The following is a 22,760-nucleotide window of genomic DNA, read 5'->3' as shown; positions in this document are numbered from 1 at the left end:
TCCTGGTGTGATTGTCGCACCGGGGGTGTGTGCTCAGGCCCCCACGTACGCCGCCAAGTGCTCGCCCGTGAGCGTGGAGCGGGCCGCCACGAGCTCCGCCGGAGTGCCCTCGAAGACCACCCGACCCCCGTCGTGCCCCGCGCCCGGCCCGAGGTCGATGATCCAGTCGGCGTGCGCCATCACCGCCGGGTGGTGCTCGATGACCACCACCGACTTCCCCGCGTCCACCAGCCGGTCCAGCAGGCCCAGCAACTGCTCCACGTCCGCCAGGTGCAGCCCCGTGGTCGGCTCGTCCAGCAGGTACACCCCGCCCTTGTCGCCCATGTGCGTGGCCAGTTTGAGCCGCTGCCGCTCCCCGCCGGACAGGGTGGTCAGCGGCTGCCCGATGGTCAGGTAGCCCAGCCCCACGTCGGCGAGCCGGGCCAGGATCCGGTGCGCGGCCGGGACGCGGGCCTCGCCCTCGGCGAAGAACGCCTCCGCCTCGGCCACCGACATCGCCAGCACCTCGCTGATGTCCCGCCCGCCGAACCGGTGCTCCAGCACCGCCGCCTGGAACCGTCGGCCCTCGCACTCCTCGCACGGGGTGGCCACCCCGGCCACCATCGCGAGGTCGGTGTAGAGCACCCCGGCGCCGTTGCAGTTCGGGCAGGCCCCCTCCGAATTGGCGCTGAACAGGGCCGGTTTGACCCCGTTGGCCTTGGCGAAGGCCCTGCGGATCGGGTCCAGCAGCCCGGTGTAGGTGGCCGGATTGCTGCGCCGGGAGCCCCGGATCGGGCTCTGGTCCACCTCCACCACCCCCGCGTCGGCGGGCAGCGAACCGTGCAGCAGGGAACTCTTGCCGGAGCCCGCGACCCCGGTGACCACGACCAGCGCGCCGAGCGGCACGTCCACGTCCACCTTCCGCAGGTTGTGCCGGTCGGCGCCCCGGATCTCCAGAGCCCCGGTCGGGGTGCGCACGGTCCCCTTCAGCGCGGCCCGGTCGTCCAGGTGCCGGCCGGTCAGGGTGCCGGAGGCCCGCAGCCCGGCCACGGTCCCCTCGAAGCACACGCTGCCGCCGGCCGCGCCCGCGCCGGGGCCGAGGTCCACGACGTGGTCGGCCACCGAGATGGTCTGCGGCTTGTGCTCCACGACGAGCACCGTGTTGCCCTTGTCGCGCAGCCGCAGCAACAGGTCGTTCATGCGCCCGATGTCGTGCGGGTGCAGACCGGTGGTGGGCTCGTCGAAGACGTAGGTCACGTCGGTGAGGGAGGAGCCCAGGTGCCGGATCATCTTCACCCGCTGGGCCTCGCCGCCCGAGAGGGTGCCCGAGGGCCGGTCGAGGGAGAGGTAGCCCAGGCCGATCTCCTCGAAGGAGTCGAGGGTGGTGCGCAGGGTGTCCAGGAGCGGGGCCACGGTGGGCTCGTCCAGCCCGCGCACCCAGGCCGCCAGGTCGCTGATCTGCATCGCGCACGCGTCGGCGATGCCCACCGACCCGATCCGGGAGGAGCGGGCGGCCTCGGTGAGCCGGGTGCCCTCGCACTCGGGGCAGGTGGTGAACGTGGCGATCCGGTCCACGAAGGCCCGGATGTGGGGTTGCAGGGCCTCGCGGTCCTTGGCGAGGAAGGACTTGCGGACCTTGGGGATCAGGCCCTCGTACGTCAGGTTGACGCCCTCGACCTTCACCTTCACCGGCTCGTGGTGCAGGAAGGCGTGCATCTCCTTCTTCGTGAACCGGCGGATCGGCTTGTCCGGGTCGAGGAACCCGGACTCGGCGTAGATCCGCACCGTCCACCAACTGTCCGTCTTCCAGCCGGGGATGGTGATGGCGCCCTCGGAGATGGACTTGGAGTCGTCGTACAGCCGCGTGAGGTCGATGTCGGAGACGGTGCCCCGGCCCTCGCAGCGCGGGCACATGCCGCCGGTGCGGTTGAAGGTGGCCTTCACCGTTCTCGCGGCGCCCCGCTCCACCGTGATCGCGCCACTGGCCCGCACGGAGGGCACGTTGAAGGCGAAGGCCCCGGGCGGGCCCACGTGCGGCACGCCGAGCCGGCTGAACAGGATCCGCAGCATGGCGTTGGCGTCGGTGACGGTGCCGACGGTGGAGCGCGGGTCCGCGCCGAGCCGCTGCTGGTCCACGATGATCGCGGTGGTCAGCCCGTCGAGCACGTCCACCTCGGGCCGGGCCAGGGAGGGCATGAACCCCTGCACGAACGCGCTGTACGTCTCGTTGATCAGCCGCTGGGACTCGGCCGCGATCGTGTCGAAGACCAGGGAGCTCTTGCCCGAGCCGGAGACCCCCGTGAACACCGTCAACCGGCGTTTGGGGATCTCGATGGCCACGTCCTTCAGGTTGTTCTCGCGGGCCCCGTGCACCCGGATCACGTCGTGGCCGTCGGCGGCCGGGGCGGCGGGCGCGGGCGCCGCCGGGGTTCGGGTGGTCCTGGCCGTCATCGTCTCCCCTGTCCTCGGGCGGCCGTGTCCCCGGCCGTCGCCCCACACTCGCACGCCGCACCGACAACGGCCCCGCGGGCGGGTCAGGAGGCGGCGGGCTTCAGGGTGGCCAGGGCCAGGTCCAGGGCCGGGAGCATCGCCTTGTGCTCGTCGGCGTCCATGCCGCCCAGCTCCAGGAGGTAGGGGGTGCCGTCGGCGGCGGTGCCGGCGAAGGCGCGCACCGGCTTGGTCTCGTCCAGGGACTCGGTCTCGAAGACGGCGAGGGAGCCGGCGGGGGTGACCCCGGGCTTCGCGGCGGCCTCGGTGATCTTCGGGGTGCCCTTGACCTTCTCGCCGGCGAGGAACGCGTCCAGGGCGGCGCGCGCGGTGCCGGGCTTGTCGGCGGCCCAGACCCGCAGGAAGCCGATGTTGCCGGCGGGCTTCGCGTCCACCTCGCAGCGCAGGGTGAGCGGCCCGCGGGTGGCCAGCTCCTTCAGGGCCGCGGCGATGTCGGCGTCCGCGCCGGGCTTCGACTCCAGGGAGACGGCCTTGGGCGACCAGTCCTTCGCGGCGGAGAAGGACACCGGCAGCGGGCAGGCGCCGCCCTTGCCGCCGACCGTCACACCGGCCGGCGCGCCGGCGGCGCCGGGGGTGTTCGCGGAGGAGGGGGACGCGGAGGGGGCGGTGGAGCCGCCGGCGTTCTTCTTCGGCTCCTCGGCCGCGTCGCCGCACCCGGTCAGGACGGTGCCCGCGAGGGCGACGCCGGCCAGGGCGAGGGCGCCGACGCGCAGGGGACGACGGGTCGGCTCGGTGCCGCGCATGATCAGGACTCCCGGTTCGGTGGTGGGGGCCCGAGCCGGACACCGGCGGGCCGGGGCGGAGGGTGATCACCCGCCCCGGGGGATCTTCGCACGAACCCCCGAACACACGACCGGTCCGCCCGCCCCCCACCCCAGGGCCCTCGTCCCCCCGGTCACACCACGTCCCGAAACCGCGTCCCCCCTCACCAGGCCGGTCGGACCGGGCCCGCGGGCGTGATGTGGCCCAGGTCGGCGACGAGCGCGGCGAACCGCTCCTCGCCCAGCGCCGCGCGCCAGGGCGCGACGGCCTCGCGGGCGGCGAGGTCGGCGGCCCGGGTCGCGGCCCACCCGCTCGTGGTCAGCGCGAGCAGCCGGGCGCGGGCGTCACGCGGGTGCGGGCGCCGTTCCACGTACCCCTTGCGGACCAGCTCCTCGACGAGTTGGGCGGCGGCCTGCTTCGTCACGCCCAGGTGTTCGGCCAGGGCCCCGGCGGTGGCGTCCCCGGCGGCGATGCGCGCGAAGGCGAAGCCGTGCGCGGGCCGCAGGTCCTCGAACCCCTGCCGGGCCACGCGGCCGTGGATCTCCTGGACCAGGTGTCCGGAGAGGGTCATGACGAGGGCGGAGAAGGCGAGGGCGTCGTCCATGGGTTGACCTTATCCCGACAAGCTGCTTGTCTGTATGGACAAGCAGCTTGACCACTTTCCTCACCCGGGAGTCGACATGCCGTTCATCCGCAAGTCCGAGGCGACCGTGCACGAGGTGCACGGCGGTCGGTTCCTGTCCTACGTCCGGCCCGCCACCGGCAGTCGGGAGCTCGCCGCGTGGGAGGTGGAGATACCGGCGGGCGCCGCCGGCCCGGCCCACGTGATCAGCGAGGAGGAGACCTTCCTCGTGCTCTCCGGCCGGGTCCGGTTGACGATCGACACGGAGGGCGCCGAACTCGTGGCCGGGGACGCCGCCGTCGCCCCCGCCGGGTCCGCGCTCGGGGTCGCCAACGCCGGGGACGGGCCCGCCCGCATGTGGGTCACCACCCGGGTCGGGCTGACCGCCGAACTCGCGGGCGGCGGGTGTTTCGTCCCGCCGTGGGCGAACGGGACGCCGGAAGCGGAGGAACCCGTTGTCGGCGCCGGTCGGTAGGGTGCCGGCGGCGAGAACGCGTTCGATCGTGGGGGGAACATCGTGGACGTCCTGCTCATCGCCGGTCTCTGGCTCGACGCCTCGGTCTGGGAGGAGGTCGGGGTCGAGCTCGCCGCGCTCGGGCGGCGCCCGGTCCCGGTCGCGCTGCCCGGTCAGGGCGCGGGGGAGACCGGGGCCGACCTCGACGACCAGGTGCGGGCCGTGCTCGCGGCCGTGGACGCGGCGCCCGGCAGGCCCCTGGTGGTCGGCCACTCGGCGGCGGCGAGCCTGGCCTGGATCGCGGCCGAGGCCCGTCCGGAGAAGGTGGCCGGGGTCGTGCTGATCGGCGGGTTCCCCGTCGCGGACGGCGAGAGCTACGCCGATTTCTTCCCCGTGGTGGACGGGGTCGTGCCCTTCCCCGGCTGGGAGCCCTTCGAGGGGGCCGACGCGGCGGACCTGGACGCCGCGGCCCGTGAGCGGTTCGCCGCGGCCGCCGTGCCCGTGCCCGAAGGGGTGGCCCGGGGGCGCGTGCGCCTCGCCGACGAGCGCCGCTTCGAGGTGCCCGTGCTGCTCGTCTGCCCCGAGTTCGACCCGGAGCGGGCCCGGCGGTGGATCGCCGCCGGCGAGAGCCCGGAACTGGCCCGGGCCCGGCGGCTGCGGTACGTCGATCTCGACTCGGGGCACTGGCCGATGGTCACCCGTCCCCGCGAGCTCGCGGGGATTCTGGCGACCGCCTGAGCCGTGTCGTGAGGCGGCGTCGGGCCTTCGCGCCCCGGTCCGTTCCGCCCGAGACGCAATGGCAACCAATTCTCGACATGGCCGAAATAATATGGTTCCGGTATGCCGGATTCCGGCGGATAGTGTGCACGAAGGGGCGAGGCGCAGCCATCCCCTCACCGTCCGTGTCCGCCACCCCGGAAGTCACCGCATGAGTTCGCGCCACGCCCGCACCCGCTCCCGGCGGAGGGCCTTCACGCTCACCCTCGCGGGCACGGTCGCCCTCGGGGCGGCCGTGCCGGCCGTGGTCTTCGTCGCGGGTCCCGCCGCGAGCTCGGAGGAGAGTGCCGAGGAGATCGCGCTGCGCGAACGCGACAGCGCCCGGCGGGCCCTGGACCTGGTGCGCCGGCGGGCGGAGGAGCGCGGACGGCGGGCCGAGCAGGTCCGCGAGCGGGTCGCCGAGGACGTGGACCTCGGGCTGCCCGCCGAGGGCCAGGCCGTCGTGGAGGTGGCCGGGGTGGGGCGGCTGGGCGCGGCCGGTGAGCCCGTGGCGGCGCCGATAGCGAGCGTCGCCAAGATCATGACGGCGTACGTGGTGCTCCGCGAACGCCCGCTGGGGCCCGAGGAGTCCGGGCCCGCCATAGTCGCCGACGCGCAGGCCGAGGCGGAACGCGAGGACCTCGACCAGTCCACCGCCCCGCTCGTCGCCGGCCGGTCCTACACCCAGCGCGAGCTGCTGGAACTGATGATGCTGCCCTCCGGCAACAACGCGGCCCGGCTGCTGGCCCGCTGGGACTCGGGCGACGAGCGGTCCTTCGTGCGCAAGATGAACGCCGCTGCCCGCGACCTGGGCATGCCGAACACCACCTACACGGGCGCCACCGGCTTCGACCCCACCACCGTCAGCACCGCCGAGGACCAGATGCGGCTGGCCCGCGCCGCCATGAAGGTGGACGCCTTCCGCTCCGTGGTCGCGATGCGCGAGACCCACGCGACCGGGCACCCCATCAGGAACAGCAACAAGCTGCTCGGCCAGGACGGGGTGATCGGCCTGAAGACCGGCTCCAGCACCCCCGCCGGCGGCAATCTCGTGTGGGCGACCACCGCCGAGGTCGCGGGCGAGGAGCGGCTGGTGATCGGCGTGGTGCTCCAGCAGCGGGCCGGGATCGGGCCGGTGGAGGGCCGGCAGGCGGCCACCGAGGTCTCCCGGGCCATGGTCCGCGCGGTCCGCTCCCGCCTGCCCGCCGCCTGGGACACCGCCGTGGCCGCCGCCGGCGGGCCGGTGGCCCCCGGCGACCTGCCGGGGGAGGAGGGCGGCGCCGAGGTGTTCACCCCGGTCCGCCCGCACGACCTCCTCGACACCCTCGACCGCGTCTGACCCGCTCCGGGACCGGCCGGCCCGGGACCGGCCGCCGCTCAGCGCGGGGGAGCCGCGCGCAGGTCGCGGGTGAGGGCGCGTGCCGCCGCGAACTCCGCGTGCCCCGCCTCCGTCACCGCCTCCAGGTACGCGTACGCGTCCTCGCCCACCGGCACCCGCACGGGCACCGGGGCCTCGGCCCGGACCAGCGCGAGCACGGCGGCCGCGAAGTCCTCGGGCCGGCCGTACTCGGGGTTGTCGGCCATCCCCCGGAACTCGGCGAGCATCGGGCCGTTGACCTCCGCGTAGGCCGGCACCGGGGCGGCCGGCTCGGCGAGCGAGGCCCCGTAGCGGGTGGCGAACACGCCGGGCTCGACCACGAGCACCCGCACCCCGAACCCGCCCACCTCCGCCGCGAGGGCCTGGCTCATGCCCTCCAGGGCGTGCTTGCCGGTCACGTACGAGGCCAGGCCGGGGAAGGGCATCCGGCCGCCGAGGGAGGACACGTTCACCACGCAGCCGGCCCCCCGCGCCCGCATCCCGGGCAGCACGAGCCGGGTCATCCGCCAGGGCCCGACCACCAACACCTCCAACTGGTCGCGCAGCTCCGCGTCGGAGACCTCCTCCACCGCGCCGAACAGCCCGCCCCCGGCGTTGTTGACGAGCACGTCCACCCCGCCGAGCCGATCGCAGGCGATCCGCACCGCCTCCTCGCACGCGTCCGCGTCGCGCAGTTCGAGGGGGATCGGCACGATGTGTTCCGGCCATGCCGCGACCAGCGTGTCGAGGGCGGCGGTGCGGCGCGCGGTCACCGCGACCAGATCGCCCGAGGCCGCCACCGCCTCCGCCAGAGCCCGTCCCAGGCCCGAGGAACCCCCGGTCACCAACCATCGACGCGTCATCGCCCGTCCCCCTCGTCCGTGCCGCATCTCTCGGGACCGCCCGCACGCGAACGCCCGACCGGCCGCCATGGTCCCCGCGCGGAGGCCGGCCGGAACAGCCCCCTCACGAGGGCGCGCGGAAGCGCAAGGAGCGCACGTGACGAAACGAGCGCCCCCTCGTGCGCCGGGCCGGGTGGGTGAAGGGCGTGTTCGTCCGCTGACACTCCGTTAGGGTGACCCGCGCGTGCGCGTCGCCTCCGACGTGCGCCGCGGACACGACCCAGGGGACCACCGTGCACATCTCGCCCTTCCTCGACCGCAAGCTCGCGCGCCGCTTCGCCACCTACGACCTCGACGGGGACGGCACCATCACCCGCGCCGACTTCGACCTCGCCGTCGACCGCCTCGGCCGCGCCTTCGGACAGGAGCCCGACGCCCCGTCCCTGACCCGGCTGCGCGCCCTGAGCCGGGGCCTGTGGGAGCACCTGGTCACCGTCGCCGACACCAACGACGACGGTCGGGTGGACGAGGGCGAGTACAAGGCCGCGTTCGCCGCCGGTCTGCTGGAGACCCCGGCCTCCTTCGACGCCGGTTACGTGCCCTTCCTCGACGCCCTCATGGACGTGGCCGACCGCGACGGGGACGGACGCCTGGACCGCGAGGAGCAGGTCCGCTGGACCGGGGCCCTGCTGAACCTGCCCGAGTCCGACGCCCGCGAGGTCTTCGGCCGCCTCGACACCGACGCCGACGGACTCGTGGCCCGCGAGGACCTCCTCGCCGCGATCCGCGCCTTCTACTTCGACGAGACCCCGCACTCCGCCGGCACCTGGCTGCTGGGCCCCCTCCCCGGCCCCCGTACCGCCCCCGACGCGAGCTGACCGCCCCGCTCCGGGCGCTCGGGCCACCGGCCGCCCGGAGCGGCACCCCCGCTGACCGGGGCCGAAACCTTTTCGCAATGATCGTCCCACGATGTGAGCGTTCGAACTCCCGATCTGGACAGAGAGCCTCCGGAACTGTCAGCCTCCGGCCATGCGCCTTGTCCACACAGCCTTCCGCACCGCCGTCGTCCTCGCCCTCGCCACCGCCGGCGCGGCCTGTGCCCCGCAGCCCGAGCAGCCCGACGCGGCCTCCGCGAGCGCCTCCGCCGGCGGAGCGGGCGCCTGTGCGAAGGGCCAGCTGCCGACGCTCGCCGCCGGCAAGCTCACCATCGGCACGGACAAGCCCGCCTACGCGCCCTGGTTCGAGGGCGACGAGCCGAGCAACGGCAAGGGCTTCGAATCGGCCGTCGCGTACGCCGTCGCCGACCGGCTCGGCTACCCCGGCGACAAGGTCGCGTGGACCACCGTCCCCTTCAACTCCGCCTTCGCGCCCGGCGCCAAGACCTTCGACTTCGACATCAACCAGGTCTCCATCAGCGACGAGCGCAAGAAGGCCGTCGACTTCTCCCCCGGCTACTACGGGGTCCGCCAGGCCGTGATCGCGCTGAAGGACTCGAAGGCCGCCAACGCCAAGAGCCTCGCCGACCTCAAGACCGCGCGCCTGGGCGCCCAGGTCGGCACGACCAGCCTGGAGGTGGTCACGCAGCAGATCAAGCCCGACGCCGCGCCGAGCATCTTCCAGAAGAACGACTTCGCGAAGGCCGCCCTGAACAACGGCCAGGTCGACGCGATCGTCGTGGACCTGCCCACCGCCTTCTACATCACCTCCGCCGAGGTGCCCGAGGCGAAGATCATCGGCCAGTTCGAGCCCAGTGCCGCGACCGCCGAGGAGTTCGGCCTCGTCCTCGACAAGGGCAGCAAGCTCACCTCCTGCGTGAGCGCCGCCGTGACCGAGCTCCGCAAGGACGGCACCCTCGCCGCCCTGGAGAAGAAGTGGCTGTCCGACGCCGTCTCCGCCCCGGTGATCAAGTGACCGCCGGTCCGGACTCCCTCGCCAAGGAGTCCCCGACCGGTGCCACCGACCCCTACGTGCCCTCCGCACGCCGGCTGGCCCGCGAACGCCTGGAGCGCGCCCGGTCCCGCCGCTCGGTGCTGATCGCCGTCGCCTCCACCCTGGTGACGGCGGTCGTGCTCGTGCTGATCGCCGTCAACTCGCCGGGCTGGCCCCGCACCCGCGAGACCTTCTTCGACCCGGCGGTGGCCCGCGAGGCCCTGCCGGCGGTGCTCCGCGGCCTGTGGCTGAACGTGCGCCTGCTCTTCGTGTGCGGGACGCTCGCCCTGCTGCTCGGGCTGGTCGTGGCCGTCGCGCGCACCCTGAAGGGACCGGCGCTGCTGCCGGTGCGCGCCCTGGCCGCCGCCTACACCGACTTCTTCCGCGGCCTGCCGCTGATCGTCACCATCCTGGCCCTCGTGTTCGGCGTGCCGGCCCTGCGCCTCCAGGGGGTCACCACCGACCCGCTGTACCTGGCCGGGACCGCGCTCGTCCTCACGTACTCGGCGTACCTGGCCGAGGTCTTCCGCGCGGGCATCGAGTCCGTGCACCCCTCGCAACGGGCCGCCGCCCGCTCCCTGGGCCTGTCCACGACCCAGACCATGCGGCACGTGGTGCTCCCGCAGGCCGTCCGCCGGGTCGTGCCGCCGCTCCTGAACGACCTGGTCTCGCTCCAGAAGGACACCAGCCTGGTCTCGATCGGCGGCGTGGTCGAGGCCGTGTACGCGGCGCAGATCGTCGTCGGCAAGGAGTTCGACTTCACGCCGTACGTGGTGGCCGGGCTGATCTTCGTGGCCCTGACCATCCCCATGACCCGGTTCACGGACTGGATCACCGCCCGCACCGAACGCCGGCGCGCGCAGGGAGGACTCGCATGACCGCCCCCGAGACCGTGCTGCGCTGCGAGAACGTGCGCAAGACCTACGGGCGCGGCGCGGCCCCCGTGCTGCGGGACGTGAGCCTGGAGGTGCCCGCGCACACCGTGACGGCGCTCATCGGCGCCTCCGGCTCCGGCAAGTCCACCCTGCTGAGGTGCGCGGCCCTGCTGGAGGAGGTCGAGGACGGGGCGATCTTCCTCGACGGCGAGGAGATCACCGACCCGCGCGCCGACGCGGACGCCGTGCGGCGCCGGATCGGCGTGGTCTTCCAGGCGTACAACCTCTTCCCGCACATGACCGTGCTCGACAACGTCACCCTCGCCCCCCGCCGGGTGCACGGGCTCGCGCGCGCCGAGGCCGAGGACCGCGCCCGCGAACTCCTCGCCCGGCTCGGGCTCGCCGACAAGGCCGACGCCTACCCCGACCGGCTCAGCGGCGGGCAGCAGCAGCGCGCGGCCATCGTCCGCGCCCTCGCGGTCCGGCCCCGGCTGCTGCTCCTGGACGAGATCACCGCCGCCCTCGACCCCGAACTCGTCGGCGAGGTCCTCGGGGTGGTCCGCGACCTCAAGGCCGAGGGCATGACGATGGTGCTGGCCACCCACGAGATGGGCTTCGCCCGCGAGGTCGCCGACCAGGTCTGCTTCCTCGACGGCGGGGTCGTCCTCGAACGCGGCGCCCCCGAAGAGGTCTTCGGCGACCCGCGCGAACCCCGCACCCAGCGCTTCCTGGCCCGCATCACCGAGGCCCGCCGGCTCTAGCCGGTTCCTCCCACAGCGGCTTGATCCGACACCCCGTCCCGGGCCTTCTCGCAGGCCGGGGCGGGGTGTTGGAGGTTTCGCCGAGAGGTTCCGGCCGGTCTGGTCCGGTCGGCGCCTTGCGCTCGGGCCGGACCGCCGGCGAGGTTGACGGGGCCGGTGTCCCCGCCCCGGGGACCCACGAACCGCACGGCGTCCCACCCCGGAACGCGGTGGGGAAGGACACCCGATGGCTCTCGCGAACGACGCCCTCACCCCCTGGCCGGAGGAGTTCGTCGACCGCTACTGGTCCGTCGGGCAGTGGCGCGGCGCGACCCTCGACAACCTGCTGCGCGGCTGGGCCCTGGACCACGGGCCGCGCACCGCGCTGATCGACGCGGACACCGGCGAACGCGTCACCTACGCCCGCCTGAACCGGCGCGCGGACCGGATGGCCGCCGGGTTCCGGCTGCGCGGGATGCGCCCCGGGATGCGCGTGGTGGTGCAACTGCCGAACGTGCCCGAGCACCTCGTGGCCCTGTTCGCGCTGCTGCGGGCCGGCCTGGTGCCGGTGATCTGCCCGCCCGACCGGCGCACCGCCGAGGTCACCCGCCTCGTACGGGCCACCCAGGCCGTCGGCTACCTCGGACCCGGGCTGCTCGACGGCTTCGACCACACGGCGATGGCCGCCGAGATCGCCGCCCAGGAGGTCTTCCTGCGGCGGGTGTTCACGTGGGAGCCGCCGGGCGCCGTCTCCCCGTACATCGGCGGACTGACCACCGACCCGGTGGGCTGCCAGTACGGACCGCTCGGCTCCGTCGACGCCCCGCCCGAGCCCCCGCTGAGCCCGCGCGCCGACCGCGTCGCCCTGCTGCTGCCGGCGCGGGAGCGCCCCGAGCCGGTGGACGCCGGGCCCTGGCTGGTGCCGCGCGGCCACGACGACTACGCCTGCCAGGTGCGGGGCGCCGCCGAACGGGCCGGGCTCGTCGAGGGGGACGTGTACCTCGGCGCCCTCCCGCTCTCCGTCGACCTGGTCCTCGGCGGGCCCGGCCCGCTCGGGGTGCTCGCCGCCGGCGGCGCCGTGGTCCTCACCGGGGAGACCGGGCCCGAGGCACTGGCCGCGACGGCGCTGCGCGAGCGGGTCACCGTGCTCGCCGTGCCCGAGGAGCGGGCCGCCGCGCTGCTCGGCGCGCCCACCTGGGCGACGGCGCCGGACGCCGGCCCGCGCCTCGTGCAACTCCTCGCCGACGCGCCCGCGGCCGCGGCCCCCGCGGCCGGGGCCGGTCCGCTGCCGGGCGTCGGGGCCCGCGCGCAGCGGGTGTTCGGCACGGCGGAGGGGGTGCTGCTGGCGAGCGTGCCCGCAGATCCGGGACCGGGGGAGCACGAGCCCGCCGGGCCGCTGCGCCCGCTGTCGATCGACGACGAGTTCCGCGTGGTCGACGCCGACGGCGCGCCCGTGCCCGACGGCGAACCCGGCGAGCTGCTGGCGCGCGGCCCGCACACCGCGCGCGGCTACCACCGGGCCCCCGAGCGCGACGCGCGGACCTTCACCGCGGACGGCCGGCTGCGCACGGGCCTGCGGGCCCGCCGCACCCCGGACGGGGACCTCCTGCTGTCGGCCGCGCCCCGGATGTGAGGATGGACGGGTTCCGAGTGTCCGCGTGAAGGGGAGTTGTCGTCGTGGCCGTCATCCACCACACCGTGCTGAAGCCGACGAAGCTGGAACTGCTGGAGGCGTGGCTGCCGACCCGGCCCTGGTATCGGGCGGGCGCGGGCGCGCCGGTGCTCTCGAAGGCGGGCGGGTTCCGCCTGGACGACCCGGCGGGGGAGGTGGGCATCGAGTTCATGGTGGTCGCCGACGCGGCGGCGCCCGAGCCGGTGGCCTACCTGGTGCCGCTGACCTACCGGGGCGCGCCGTTGGCGGGCGCCGAGGAGGGGCTGGTGGGCACGATGGACCACGGGGTGCTGGGGCAGCGCTGGGCCTACGACGCGGGTCGGGACCCGGTGGCGGTGGAGCGGCTCGCGGCCCTGATCGCGGGCGAGGCGACCCCCCAGCACCAGAGCGCGAGCGACACCCCGGCCCCCGAGGTGGTCGGGGCCCTCTCGGCGGACACCGGCCCGCTGCCGACCGCGTTCCCCCGGGTCGTGGACGACGCGGAGGGCACCCTGCTCACGGCAGACTCGGGGCACGTCCTGCGGCTGCGGCGGGTGCTGACGGCCGGTCCGGGGCCGCAGGGGCGGCCGGCGCTCGGCGCGGTCACCGGCGTGTGGACCCCGTCGGGCGGCGGTGAGCTGCGCGGGGTGTTCGCGACCCTGCACGAGGGCTGATCCCCGTACGTCTCACGGGCCCCGACCGACCGCGCGCGCGGACCGGCCGGGGCCCGTTCGCGTGGGCCGCGCGCTCCGGGCTCAGGTGCGGGGTTCCCAGCGGAAGCGGCGCAGGGCCACCCAGCCGAACAGGGCGCTCCAGACCAGGGCCAGCAGCACCCGGGTCAGGGTCTCCGCGCCGCTCAGCTCCCCGGTCCAGCCCCCGCGGATCAGGTCCACGGTCGAGGACAGCGGCGCGTACAGCAGGGCCTCGCCCAGGGCGCCGGGCAGGACCTCGCGGGGGATGTACACCCCGGAGATCATCGGGAGGACGAACACGGCGGGCAGGGTGGCCACCAGCACGGCCTCCGCCGTCCGGCACAGGGCCGCGGTCGCCGCCGCCATCGTGGTCATCAGCGCGATCCCGGTCAGCAGGCCGAGCAGGGCGGTCAGCGGCCGCTGCGGGGCCACGCCGAACATGACCGACAGCACCGCCGACACGACGAGGATCTGCGCCACGCACACCGCCACGTACACCGAGGCCCCGCCGGCGAGGATCGCGGCGTCCGAGACCTCGCCGGTGCGCAGCCGCTTGAGCACGAGCTCCTCGCGGCGGGCCACGTACAGGCCGGTGACGGAGGAGTAGAGGGAGAACAGCAGCAGGATGCCGGCGGCGGTGGAGACCATGAGGGGGCCGGCGGCCAGGCCGTGTTCGTCCAGACGCATCTGTTCCTGCACGAAGCGCATGGCCACCAGCAGCATGACGGGCACGAGCAGGACGAACACGTAGTTGGAGCGGATCCGGTTGAAGAGCCGCCATTCCACGCCGAACAGGGTCCGCAGGTGGCGCGGGGTGGGGGTGCTCACGCGGCGGCCTCCTGCCGGTCGGGGTCGGGAGCGGGGGCGGGAGCCGGTTCGGGGCTCGCGCCGCCGGCCACGCTGATGAACGCCTCCTCCAGGGAGGCGGGGCGGGCGGTGAACCGGTCCAGGGTGATCCGGTGTTCCCCGGCCCAGGCCAGCAGCCGGGCGGCCTCGTGCTGGAGGTGGTCGGTGGTCACCGTGACCCGGCCCCGGCGTTCCTCGATCCGGCCGTCGACGGGCAGGTCGCGGACGGTCCAGGGGTCGGGCAGGCCGAAGGAGAGGGTGGAGGGGTGGCCCGCGACGATCTCGGCCACGGTGCCGGCGGCGGCGATCCGGCCCCGGTGCATGATGGCCAGTTCGTCGGCGAGGGATTCGGCCTCCTCCAGGTAGTGCGTGGTCAGGAGGATGGTCGAGCCCCGGTCCCGCAGGGTCCGGATCAGCCGCCAGGTGGCGTGCCGGCCCTCGGCGTCCATGCCGGCGGTGGGTTCGTCGAGGAAGAGCACCTCGGGGTCGGCGAGGGTGGACACGGCCAGGTCCAGCCGGCGTCGTTCGCCGCCGGACAGGTTCTGCACGGCCACGTCGGCCCGGTGCTCCAGGCCCACGAGTTCCAGGGCTTCGGGGACGGGGCGGGGGCCGGTGGTCAGTCCGGCCCACATGGCGACGGTCTCGCGCACGGTGAGGTGCGGGACGAACCCGCCCTCCTGGAGCATGGCCCCGGTGCGGGGGCGGATCCGGGCGCGGTCGGCGACCGGGTCGAGGTCGCCGAAGAGGCGTATCCGCCCCTGGGCGGGGGCCGCGAGCCCTTCGAGGAGTTCGACGGTGGAGGTCTTGCCGGCCCCGTTGGTGCCCAGGAGCGCGAACAGGCTGCCGGGGGCGACGGTGAAGCTCACCCCCCGCACCGCGTCGAACGCCTTCTTTCCGCGCCCGTAGCGGCGCCAGACGTCGTGCACGTGGATATGGCTGTTCTCTGCCCGCAACATCGGACCTTTCTCTCGACGGGGCCGTGACGGAAATCGGATCCTGACACAGAGAACAGTGCACAGGGAAACGGAGGCTCCGGTACCGCTGTTTTTCGCCGCGAGCATCGAATTTCGGCCGGCCGGATGCCGCCGGGGCGGTTTCGGGGTCATCTGAGCTTTGCTTGAGTTTCGGCAAACGGGTGTAAAACGGTCAGACAGGTCGATAAAGGCCGACTTGATGTTTGCGCAAAAGAAAGCCTTGACCCTCTCTTGGTGGCTGGTTAGCGTTCGTGGTGTGCTCCGACCGGGGCAAACGCAGGGGGCGATCGGGGGATCGGCCGAAAATCGCGGCGACGGCAGGGCCTCCGGCCCACGGGCCGACCGCGGTTCTCGTGCCCACGAGAACTTGAATTGACACACCCTCAGGCAATGCCCCGGGGGCCGCGGACCGTGCTCGCACGGGTTTTTCCGCGCCGAAATTCGCATCGACATCCGAGCGGACGAGAAATTCCCGTCACCGTTTTCGGGGCACCGACGACGGGGAATTCCCGGCCCGCTCTCCCGTGGAGAGGAACATCATCGTGATGCTGCAGAAGGTCAACGCCGAGCAGTCCCTGACCGGCGTCCTGGCGGCCGGTTCGCCCACCGCCGGCGCCGCGCCGGTCATGGCCACCCCGGCCCTGATCGCGACCCCCGTGATCGCCAAGGCCGCCGGTGCCATCGTCGGCGCCGGCGCGGTGACCGGCGCGGCCTACGCCGCCTACAAGGTCGCCACCGGCTGACCGGGCCCCCGGGCCCGCGGTACCGCCCGGGGTCGACCGTGACCTCCGGGCCCGACGGTGCCGGTGTCGGCAGGCAGTGGAAGTGCCTGCCGACACCGGACACCGTCCCATTTATCAGATCTTCGGAAGGAATGCCATGTCCGTGCTCGTCGAGAAGGTCAACGCCGGCGCCGGTCGTCACGCCGACACCGCCGTCGCCCCCGTGATGGCCACCCCGGCCGCCTTCGTCGCCGGCGTCGTCGCCGGCGGCAAGGTCTCCGCCGTCCTGACCGCGGCCGCCGGTGTCGGCGCCGCCGTCAAGGCCGCCCAGAAGTAACCACGCCCACGAGGACGGGGGCCCGGTCCCCCTCGCCGGCCGAGGGGCCCGCGACCCCCGTCCCCGTGCCCGTGCCACCGCGTCAGCCCAGCTCAGCCATCGGGGACCCAGCTTGTTGTCACGCATCCGCAGCATCGTCGAATCGGCGTGCGCCCGACCGCTCGCGACCGCCGAGCGCCTGTCGGCCACCACCCACATGTTGTCCAGCCTCGAGTACATGGTGCGCAAGGTCGACCGGCAACCCGGCGGCCTCAACGACTGGACCCACACCCGCGCCCAGGTCCCCGCCCGCACCAAGGCGATGCAGACCGTCCGCGACCTCGTCGCCCGCGAACCCGTCACCCAGGCCCTGCACGGCTCGCGCGTGCTGGCCGCCGCCGTGCTCGTCTCACCGGTGCGCGACAACCGGGTCCGGATGCTCGCCAACGCCTGGCTGGCCGGCACCCAGGTGCTGATCTACCCCCGGCACCTGTTCGGCACCGACGGCTCCGACCAGGTCTCCTTCCTCGTGCAGACCGCCGCCGCCCTCGGCCGCGCCGGCGGCACCGACGCCACCCGCACCGCCGCCGTGCAGTTCATCGGCGCGCAGACCGTGCTCTCCTACGGGGCCTCCGGCTGGGCCAAACTCCCCGGCGACGCCTGGCGCAACGGCGACGCCCTCGCCAAGATCATGCGCACCCAGACCTACGGCGACGAGTGGTTCTTCCGTCAGCTCGACAAGCACCCCGCCGCCTCCCGCGCCATCTGCCACCTGGTCCTCGCCCTCGAATGCGGCTTCCCGCTGCTGCTCCTGCGCAAGGGCCGGTACATCGACGCCGGCCTGCTGGCCATGGGCACCTTCCACCTGGCCAACGCCCGCTTCATGGGCCTGTCCCGGTTCGCCTGGGCCTTCCTGGCCACCTACCCGTCCGTGCGCGCCCTCGCCAAGGGCACCGGGGAGACCTCGTGACCACCTCGACCTTCCCCAAGCTGACCGGCCTCGCCCTCGCCGGCTGCCTCGGCGCCGGCCTCGCCCACCGGGCCTGGGCCGACCTCGCCGTCCGCCGCGGCCACCGCGACTACGAACGCCGCACCCTGCGCTGCGGCAGCGGCAACATCCTCGACCACCACGTGCGGCGCGGCGCCCCCGACGGCCCCGTCCTGGTGCTGGAGGCGGGCCTGATGAACACCTCGGCGGCCTGGCTGCTCGTCGCCGACCTCCTCGACCCCGCCCTCACCGTCGTCCTCTACGACCGGGCCGGCTACCGGGCCTCGCTGCGCCGCTGCCCCGAGGACTACTCCCTCAACGAGTCCGCGACCGACCTCGCGGAACTCGTCACCGCCGTCACCGACGAACTCCCCGACACCGCCGGGCCCCTCGTCGTCGCCGGCCACTCCCTCGGCGGCTACCTCGGCCACCGCGCCGCCGCCCTCACCGACCGGATCCGCGGCCTCGTCCTCGTGGACCCCACCCACCCGCACGAACTGCTGCGCTCCCGCCGCCAGCGCGAGGGCTCCCGGGGCGTCAACCTCACGATGAAGCTCGGCCCCTGGTCCGCCGCGTTCGGCGCCGGCCTCCTCATCGACAAGAAGGGCCTGTTCGCCTACGCCGACGGCAACCCGCACCAGCGGACCCTGCGCATCGAGGGCTCCGCCGTCCCCACCTGGCGGGCCGCGCTGCGCGAATGGAACTACTCCTACGCCTTCATGCTCGACGGCGGCCGCCCCCTGGACCGCCTCGACATCCCCGTCTCCGTCATCGCCGCCGAGTCCACCCTCCGCGACACCCCCGAACACGGCGAGCTCTACGAGGACTACCTCGCCTCCGGCACCGGCGGCGAGATCGTCACCGTCCCCGGCTCCACCCACCTGTCCGTCACCGGCGGCGTCGACCACGCCCCCCGCACCGCCGAGGCCATCGAAGCCGCGATCGCCGCGATCACCGCCGGCCGGACCCGGACCGCGCCCCACGAGGAGACCGCGTGAGCAAGACCTCCACCCTCCTGGAACGGGCCGTCCCCGTGGCCCTCGCCGCCTGGTTCACGGCCTCCGTCCTCGCCCAACACCCCGACCGCGGCTTCGACAAGGTCCGCAAGGCCGACAAGACCGGCACCGGCATCGCCATCCCCAACTGGCGGTTCTTCGCCCCCACCCCGGCCGTCGAGGACCAGCACTTCCTGTACCGCCTGGCCACCGCCGACAAGAGCTCCCACACCGAGTGGCGGGCCGTCTACGAGATCACCCCCCGCCGGCTCGCCCACGCCTTCTGGTTCCCCGGCCGCCGCATCGAGAAGGCCGTCTTCGACGTGGCCTCCACCCTCGTGCACAACCCCGGGGCGATGACCCCGCTGCACGAGGAGGCCAAGCGCTCCGCCTACCGGCTCGTCAACGAGTTCGTCCGCGCCCGCCTGGAGCCCACGCCCGGACACCCCCTCTTCCAGGTCATGCTGGTGCGCTACTCCGGCTACGACCACAGCGAGGACCCGCAGTACGACCTCGTCTTCGACTACGAACAGGTGGCCCCCGCGTGACGCACGACGTGCAGTACGGACCGGCCGTCGCCTCCGTCTACGACTCCCTGATCGCCCCCGCCATGCCCGCCCACGAGGCCCTCGACCGGCTCCGGCCGCACGTCACCGGCGCCCGCGTGCTGGAGATCGGCGTGGGCACCGGCCGGGTCGCCGGCCCCGTCGCCGGCGTCGCCGCCGAACTCGTCGGCGTCGACAACTCCCGGCCCATGCTCGACGCGTTCCGCGCCAAGGGCCTGCCCCCCAACACCACCCTCGTCGAGGCCGACTTCCGCGCCCCGCTGCCCGTGACCGGACCCTTCGACGCCGCCTACGCCACCATGGGCTCCCTGGCCTGCGTCGAGTCCCGGGCCGAACTCACCCGGGCACTGCGGCACGTGGCCGCGCTGCTGCGCCCCGGCGGCACCCTGTCCCTGGAGTACTACGCCACCGCCGCCTACCGGCCCCTGGTCGAGCAGCACACCTTCACCGTGCCCACCCCGCACCACGGCGGCGTCGCCACCTTCACCGTCACCCTGGACGAGGCCGACGTGCTCACCATGACCACCAGCGTCACCGACGGGGACGCCCCGCCCGTGGAGTTCGCCGAACGGGTCCTGCTGATCGAACGCGACGAGGTCGAGGCCGCCCTGACCGCCGCCGGCCTCACCGTCGAGGCCGTGCACCCGGCCGAGGGCCACCAGCCCTACGACTGGTACACGGCCCGCGCCGGCGCGCCGGCCCCCGAGCGGGGGGAGCGCCCGTGCTGAGCGCCAACCGCGTCCTGTGGTTCCTCCTCACCTTCACCGTCACCGTCCCGGCCATGCTGCTGCTGTTCCGCGACGGCGACCTCACCCGCGACACCTGGTTCAAGAGCCTCGCCTTCGCGGCCGTCGTCGCCGCGGTCCTCGCGGCGGCCCTGGGCAGGGGGCGCGGATGAACACCTCCGACCTCGTCCGCCGACACCGGGTCCTGCTCGGCGTCGGCATCGTCCTCGGCCTCGCCGGCACCGTCGCCACCCTCGTGCAGCCGCTGCTGATCGGCGACCTCATCGAGGCCGTCGCCGCCGGCCGGTCCGCGACCGGCCCGATCGTGGTCATCGGCGCCCTGTTCGTCCTCGACGCCCTCCTCGCCGCCACGCACTTCTACCTGATCGGCCGCGCCGGCGAGAACATCGTGCTGGACATGCGCACCACCCTCACCGGCCGGCTGCTGCACTCCCGGATCCCCGCCTTCAACCGCCTCGAACACGGCGACGTGTTCACCCGCACCGTCGCCGACACCTCCCTGGCCCGGGTGGCCCTGTCCTCCTCCGTCGCGCAGATCGTCACCGCCGCCTTCACCAGCGTCGGCTGCGTGGCCGTGATGGCCTGGATCGACTGGCGGATGCTGCTGGTCACCGCCGGCTGCCTGGGCCTGGCCTCCTTCGTGGCCCTCGCCCTGGCCCGCGCCGTCCGCACCGCCGCCGTCACCAACCGCGAGGACACCAGCGCCTACGGCTCCGGACTGCTGCGGGTGCTCGGCGCCCTCACCACCGTCAAGGCATCCCGCGCCGAACGACGCGAGGCCGAACGCCTCGCCGAACTCGCCGGCGCCGCCCGCGTCAGCGGCATCCGCGTCACCCGCCTGTCGGCCATGCTGATGCCCGCCATGAACGTCGGCACCCAGGTCTCCCTCGCCGTGGTCATCACCTGGGGCATGGCCCGCACCGCCACCGGGGCCCTGCCCATCGAGGACCTCACCGCGTTCATCATGTACCTGTTCTACCTGGTCTCCCCGCTGGTGATGCTCTTCGTGGGCCTGGGCGAACTGCAACAGGGCCGGGCCGCCATCGACCGCGTGCGCGAACTCGCCGCCGTCGACCAGGAGACCTCCGCGCCCCGCGACGAGGCCGTGCTCTCGCCGACCGCCCCCGCGATCCGCTTCGAGCACGTGGGCTTCGCCTACGACAAGGACGCCGGACCCACCCTCGACGACATCTCCTTCGAACTCCCCGGCACCGGGGTCACCGCCGTCGTCGGGCCCTCCGGAGCCGGCAAGACCACCCTCTTCCAACTCATCGAACGCTTCCACACCCCCGACCGGGGCACCATCCGCCTCGCCGGCGTCGACACCGCCGACCTGCCCCTGGACCAACTCCGGGCCCGCATCGGCCTCGTCGAACAAGAGGCCCCCCTCATGCGCGGCACCGTCCGAGAGAACCTCACCTACGCCCACCCCGACGCGAGCGAGCGGGACATCGCCCGCGCCGTCGAGGCCGCCCACCTCACTGAGGTCCTCGCCGGCCTTCCCGACGGCCTCGACACCGAACTCGGCGAAGGCGGCACAGGGCTCTCCGGCGGCCAACGCCAACGCCTCGCCATCGCCCGCGCCCTCCTCACCCGCCCCGACGTCCTCCTCCTCGACGAGGCCACCTCCAACCTCGACTCCGACTCCGAGACCGCCCTGCGCGAGGCCCTGCGCGAGATCGGCGCCCACTGCCAGGTCCTCACCATCGCCCACCGCCTCTCCACCACCATCGGCGCCGACCACATCCTCCTCATCGAGGACGGCCGGCTGCGGGCCCGGGGCACGCACGAGGAACTCATGCGCGAGGACACCACCTACCGCCGGCTCGCCGGCCGGCAGCTCGCCCCCGTCGGGAGCGGATCATGAGCGACGCCGCCGTCGTCGGCACCGGCCCCAACGGGCTCGCCGCCGCCGTCACCCTCGCCCGCGCCGGCCTGCGCGTCACCCTCTTCGAACAGGCCCCCACCATCGGCGGCGGCCTGCGCTCCACCCCGCTCTTCGACAGCGAGGTCGTGCACGACATCTGCTCCGCCGTGCACCCCATGGCCGCCGCCTCCGCCTTCTTCCGCGCCTTCGACCTGCCCGCGCGCGGGGTCCGCCTGCTCCAACCCGAGATGCCGTACGCGCACCCCCTGCCCGGCGGGCACGCCGTCGCCGCCTGGCGCGACCTCGCCCGCACCGCCGGCGCGCTCGGCGCGGACGCCGACCGCTGGACCCGCCTCATGCGACCCCTGGTGGACCGCTCTCAAGCGGTCGTGGACCTGCTCCTGTCCGACCAGCGCAGCGTGCCCCGCGACCCGGTCGCGGCCCTCCGCTTCGCCACCCGGGTCCTCGCCCACGCCGGCCCCCGCTCCCCCTTCACCACCCCCGAGGCCCGCGCCCTGTTCACGGGGGTCGCCGCGCACGCCGTCGGCCCGCTGCCCTCCCTCACCGGCGCCGCCGTCGGCCTGCTCCTCGGGCACACCGCGCACGCCGACGGCTGGCCGCTGCCCGAGGGCGGCAGCGTCCGGATCGCCGAGGCCATGGCGGCGGACGTCACCGCGCACGGCGGGGTCTTCCACACCGACCGGCGGGTGCGCGACCTGAGGGAGCTGACCGGGTTCCCGCTGGTCGTGCTCGACGTGGGCCCCAAGGAGTTCCTCGCGCTCGCCGGCGACCGACTGCCCGCCCGCTACCGGGCCGCGCTGGAGCGCTACCGGCACGGGCCGGGCGCCGCCAAGGTCGACTTCCTCGTCAGCGAACCCGTCCCGTGGACCAACCCCCTGGTCCGCCGGGCCGGCACGGTCCACCTCGGCGACCACCACGAGGACATGCTGCGCGCCGAGAGCGCCACCGCCGCCGGCCGCCCCGTCGCCGACCCCTTCACCCTCGTGGTGGACCCGGCCGTCACCGACCCCACGCGCGCCGTCGGCGGCAAACGCCCGGTGTGGGCGTACGCGCACGTCCCGCACGGCGACACCCGCGACCTCACCGAGACCGTCCGGCGCCGCATCGAGGCCCACGCGCCCGGGTTCGGCGACACGGTCCTCGCCTCGCGCGCCGTGCCCGCCGCCCGCTTCGAGGCGTACAACCCGAACTACGTCGGCGGCGACATCTCGGCCGGGGCGATGACCCCGCGCCAGCTCCTGATCCGACCCGCCGCCCGCGTCGACCCGCACACCACGCCCCTGCCCGGGGTGTACCTGTGCTCGGCCGCGACCCCGCCGGGGCCCTCCGTGCACGGCATGTGCGGGCACCACGCGGCGCTGTCGGCGCTGCGCCGGGAGCACGGGGTGCGCACCGCCCCCGACCTGGGCCCCGGGGCCCGACACACGACCGGCGCGCGGGCGCCGGCGTGACCACGACGTCACGGTCCCGCGGTCGTCCCGACCGGCCGGCCCCTCACGCGCGCGGGCGCGAGGGGGACGGCGGGCCGTGCGCCGGGACGGGGACCCACCCC

Annotated in this window: 24 protein-coding genes; 18 read left to right on the top strand and 6 right to left on the bottom strand. The window is 74.4% G+C overall.

Features of this window, described 5'->3' with window-relative positions:
* Positions 1-33 precede the first annotated feature (33 nt).
* From ACN20G_RS30280 to ACN20G_RS30270, 3 genes are all read right to left on the bottom strand, one after another.
* Complete coding sequence (locus ACN20G_RS30280) at positions 34-2,430, bottom strand: ATP-binding cassette domain-containing protein (RefSeq protein WP_424216427.1); 2,397 nt, start codon at positions 2,428-2,430, stop codon at positions 34-36.
* An 83-nt stretch (positions 2,431-2,513) separates the two neighbouring features.
* On the bottom strand, positions 2,514-3,230 hold the full coding sequence (locus ACN20G_RS30275; protein ID WP_424216426.1) for a lipoprotein: 717 nt from the start codon (positions 3,228-3,230) through the stop codon (positions 2,514-2,516).
* A 182-nt stretch (positions 3,231-3,412) separates the two neighbouring features.
* On the bottom strand, positions 3,413-3,853 hold the full coding sequence (locus ACN20G_RS30270) for a MarR family winged helix-turn-helix transcriptional regulator (RefSeq protein WP_424216425.1): 441 nt from the start codon (positions 3,851-3,853) through the stop codon (positions 3,413-3,415).
* Between the two features lie 76 nt (positions 3,854-3,929).
* On the opposite strand from ACN20G_RS30270, the gene ACN20G_RS30265 reads away from it, so the two are divergent.
* The 3 genes from ACN20G_RS30265 (at position 3,930) to ACN20G_RS30255 (ending at position 6,420) form a co-directional block, all read left to right on the top strand.
* Positions 3,930-4,346 (top strand): cupin domain-containing protein, encoded by a 417-nt coding sequence (locus ACN20G_RS30265; RefSeq protein ID WP_424216424.1) that lies wholly within the window; start codon positions 3,930-3,932, stop codon positions 4,344-4,346.
* Positions 4,347-4,388: 42 nt separating this feature from the next.
* A complete protein-coding gene (locus ACN20G_RS30260; RefSeq protein ID WP_424216423.1) occupies positions 4,389-5,063 on the top strand; it encodes an alpha/beta fold hydrolase in 675 nt (224 codons plus the stop codon).
* Positions 5,064-5,253: 190 nt separating this feature from the next.
* A complete protein-coding gene (locus ACN20G_RS30255) occupies positions 5,254-6,420 on the top strand; it encodes a D-alanyl-D-alanine carboxypeptidase family protein (RefSeq protein WP_424216422.1) in 1,167 nt (388 codons plus the stop codon).
* Between the two features lie 38 nt (positions 6,421-6,458).
* Here the strand turns inward: ACN20G_RS30255 and ACN20G_RS30250 are convergent, their stop codons facing one another.
* On the bottom strand, positions 6,459-7,301 hold the full coding sequence (locus ACN20G_RS30250) for an SDR family oxidoreductase (protein WP_424216421.1): 843 nt from the start codon (positions 7,299-7,301) through the stop codon (positions 6,459-6,461).
* Between the two features lie 272 nt (positions 7,302-7,573).
* Here ACN20G_RS30250 and ACN20G_RS30245 point away from each other — a divergent pair, with 272 nt between their 5' ends.
* The 6 genes from ACN20G_RS30245 (at position 7,574) to ACN20G_RS30220 (ending at position 13,149) form a co-directional block, all read left to right on the top strand.
* Positions 7,574-8,158, top strand: coding sequence for an EF-hand domain-containing protein (locus tag ACN20G_RS30245; protein ID WP_424216420.1), 585 nt, complete (start codon positions 7,574-7,576; stop codon positions 8,156-8,158).
* A gap of 151 nt (positions 8,159-8,309) precedes the next feature.
* Positions 8,310-9,191 carry an ABC transporter substrate-binding protein gene (locus ACN20G_RS30240; RefSeq protein WP_424216419.1) on the top strand — a complete coding sequence of 294 codons (882 nt, stop codon included), beginning with the start codon at positions 8,310-8,312 and terminating at the stop codon, positions 9,189-9,191.
* Positions 9,188-10,087: an amino acid ABC transporter permease gene (locus ACN20G_RS30235; protein WP_424216418.1), complete on the top strand. Its 900-nt coding sequence runs from the start codon at positions 9,188-9,190 to the stop codon at positions 10,085-10,087. Before ACN20G_RS30240 ends, ACN20G_RS30235 begins: the two co-directional genes overlap by 4 nt.
* Complete coding sequence (locus ACN20G_RS30230) at positions 10,084-10,845, top strand: amino acid ABC transporter ATP-binding protein (protein WP_424216417.1); 762 nt, start codon at positions 10,084-10,086, stop codon at positions 10,843-10,845. Before ACN20G_RS30235 ends, ACN20G_RS30230 begins: the two co-directional genes overlap by 4 nt.
* Positions 10,846-11,071: 226 nt before the next feature.
* The gene (locus tag ACN20G_RS30225) at positions 11,072-12,457 is read left to right on the top strand and encodes an AMP-binding protein (protein ID WP_424216416.1); all 1,386 of its coding nucleotides are present in this window, start codon (positions 11,072-11,074) and stop codon (positions 12,455-12,457) included.
* Between the two features lie 44 nt (positions 12,458-12,501).
* Positions 12,502-13,149 (top strand): maltokinase N-terminal cap-like domain-containing protein, encoded by a 648-nt coding sequence (locus ACN20G_RS30220; RefSeq protein ID WP_424216415.1) that lies wholly within the window; start codon positions 12,502-12,504, stop codon positions 13,147-13,149.
* An 81-nt stretch (positions 13,150-13,230) separates the two neighbouring features.
* On the opposite strand, the gene ACN20G_RS30215 is transcribed toward ACN20G_RS30220, so the two are convergent.
* Positions 13,231-13,995 (bottom strand): ABC transporter permease, encoded by a 765-nt coding sequence (locus ACN20G_RS30215; RefSeq protein WP_424216414.1) that lies wholly within the window; start codon positions 13,993-13,995, stop codon positions 13,231-13,233.
* Positions 13,992-14,969, bottom strand: a complete 978-nt coding sequence (locus tag ACN20G_RS30210; protein ID WP_424216413.1) for an ABC transporter ATP-binding protein — start codon at positions 14,967-14,969, stop codon at positions 13,992-13,994. The genes ACN20G_RS30215 and ACN20G_RS30210 overlap by 4 nt, the downstream gene beginning before the upstream one ends.
* Before the next feature lie 560 nt (positions 14,970-15,529).
* Between ACN20G_RS30210 and ACN20G_RS30205 the strand changes: the two genes are divergently transcribed.
* From ACN20G_RS30205 to ACN20G_RS30165, 9 genes are all read left to right on the top strand, one after another.
* Positions 15,530-15,730, top strand: a complete 201-nt coding sequence (locus ACN20G_RS30205) for a hypothetical protein (protein ID WP_424216412.1) — start codon at positions 15,530-15,532, stop codon at positions 15,728-15,730.
* A 136-nt stretch (positions 15,731-15,866) separates the two neighbouring features.
* Positions 15,867-16,046, top strand: coding sequence for a hypothetical protein (locus ACN20G_RS30200; protein WP_424216411.1), 180 nt, complete (start codon positions 15,867-15,869; stop codon positions 16,044-16,046).
* A gap of 112 nt (positions 16,047-16,158) precedes the next feature.
* Complete coding sequence (locus ACN20G_RS30195; protein ID WP_424216410.1) at positions 16,159-16,995, top strand: hypothetical protein; 837 nt, start codon at positions 16,159-16,161, stop codon at positions 16,993-16,995.
* The gene (locus tag ACN20G_RS30190; RefSeq protein ID WP_424216409.1) at positions 16,992-18,011 is read left to right on the top strand and encodes an alpha/beta hydrolase; all 1,020 of its coding nucleotides are present in this window, start codon (positions 16,992-16,994) and stop codon (positions 18,009-18,011) included. Before ACN20G_RS30195 ends, ACN20G_RS30190 begins: the two co-directional genes overlap by 4 nt.
* Positions 18,008-18,556, top strand: coding sequence for a hypothetical protein (locus ACN20G_RS30185; RefSeq protein WP_424216408.1), 549 nt, complete (start codon positions 18,008-18,010; stop codon positions 18,554-18,556). Before ACN20G_RS30190 ends, ACN20G_RS30185 begins: the two co-directional genes overlap by 4 nt.
* Complete coding sequence (locus ACN20G_RS30180; RefSeq protein ID WP_424216407.1) at positions 18,553-19,302, top strand: class I SAM-dependent DNA methyltransferase; 750 nt, start codon at positions 18,553-18,555, stop codon at positions 19,300-19,302. Before ACN20G_RS30185 ends, ACN20G_RS30180 begins: the two co-directional genes overlap by 4 nt.
* On the top strand, positions 19,296-19,472 hold the full coding sequence (locus ACN20G_RS30175) for a hypothetical protein (RefSeq protein WP_424216406.1): 177 nt from the start codon (positions 19,296-19,298) through the stop codon (positions 19,470-19,472). Before ACN20G_RS30180 ends, ACN20G_RS30175 begins: the two co-directional genes overlap by 7 nt.
* Positions 19,469-21,187: an ABC transporter ATP-binding protein gene (locus ACN20G_RS30170; protein WP_424216405.1), complete on the top strand. Its 1,719-nt coding sequence runs from the start codon at positions 19,469-19,471 to the stop codon at positions 21,185-21,187. The genes ACN20G_RS30175 and ACN20G_RS30170 overlap by 4 nt, the downstream gene beginning before the upstream one ends.
* Positions 21,184-22,659 (top strand): phytoene desaturase family protein, encoded by a 1,476-nt coding sequence (locus ACN20G_RS30165; protein ID WP_424216404.1) that lies wholly within the window; start codon positions 21,184-21,186, stop codon positions 22,657-22,659. The genes ACN20G_RS30170 and ACN20G_RS30165 overlap by 4 nt, the downstream gene beginning before the upstream one ends.
* Positions 22,660-22,760 lie beyond the last annotated feature (101 nt).

Source organism: Streptomyces dryopteridis (genome assembly GCF_049606955.1).
Classification (GTDB): Bacteria; Actinomycetota; Actinomycetes; order Streptomycetales; family Streptomycetaceae; genus Streptomyces.
Note: the sequence above shows the minus strand (reverse complement) of the source record. Positions and strands in the feature narration are given on the sequence as shown.

Bases quoted from the DNA above. Each gene is read 5' to 3' on its own strand.
- ACN20G_RS30280 (WP_424216427.1), bottom strand. From the start codon at position 2,430: ATGACGGCCAGGACCACCCGAACCCCGGCGGCGCCCGCGCCCGCCGCC.
- ACN20G_RS30275 (WP_424216426.1), bottom strand. From the start codon at position 3,230: ATGCGCGGCACCGAGCCGACCCGTCGTCCCCTGCGCGTCGGCGCCCTC.
- ACN20G_RS30270 (WP_424216425.1), bottom strand. From the start codon at position 3,853: ATGGACGACGCCCTCGCCTTCTCCGCCCTCGTCATGACCCTCTCCGGA.
- ACN20G_RS30265 (WP_424216424.1), top strand. From the start codon at position 3,930: ATGCCGTTCATCCGCAAGTCCGAGGCGACCGTGCACGAGGTGCACGGC.
- ACN20G_RS30255 (WP_424216422.1), top strand. From the start codon at position 5,254: ATGAGTTCGCGCCACGCCCGCACCCGCTCCCGGCGGAGGGCCTTCACG.
- ACN20G_RS30250 (WP_424216421.1), bottom strand. From the start codon at position 7,301: ATGACGCGTCGATGGTTGGTGACCGGGGGTTCCTCGGGCCTGGGACGG.
- ACN20G_RS30240 (WP_424216419.1), top strand. From the start codon at position 8,310: ATGCGCCTTGTCCACACAGCCTTCCGCACCGCCGTCGTCCTCGCCCTC.
- ACN20G_RS30230 (WP_424216417.1), top strand. From the start codon at position 10,084: ATGACCGCCCCCGAGACCGTGCTGCGCTGCGAGAACGTGCGCAAGACC.
- ACN20G_RS30225 (WP_424216416.1), top strand. From the start codon at position 11,072: ATGGCTCTCGCGAACGACGCCCTCACCCCCTGGCCGGAGGAGTTCGTC.
- ACN20G_RS30210 (WP_424216413.1), bottom strand. From the start codon at position 14,969: ATGTTGCGGGCAGAGAACAGCCATATCCACGTGCACGACGTCTGGCGC.
- ACN20G_RS30200 (WP_424216411.1), top strand. From the start codon at position 15,867: ATGTCCGTGCTCGTCGAGAAGGTCAACGCCGGCGCCGGTCGTCACGCC.
- ACN20G_RS30170 (WP_424216405.1), top strand. From the start codon at position 19,469: ATGAACACCTCCGACCTCGTCCGCCGACACCGGGTCCTGCTCGGCGTC.
- ACN20G_RS30165 (WP_424216404.1), top strand. From the start codon at position 21,184: ATGAGCGACGCCGCCGTCGTCGGCACCGGCCCCAACGGGCTCGCCGCC.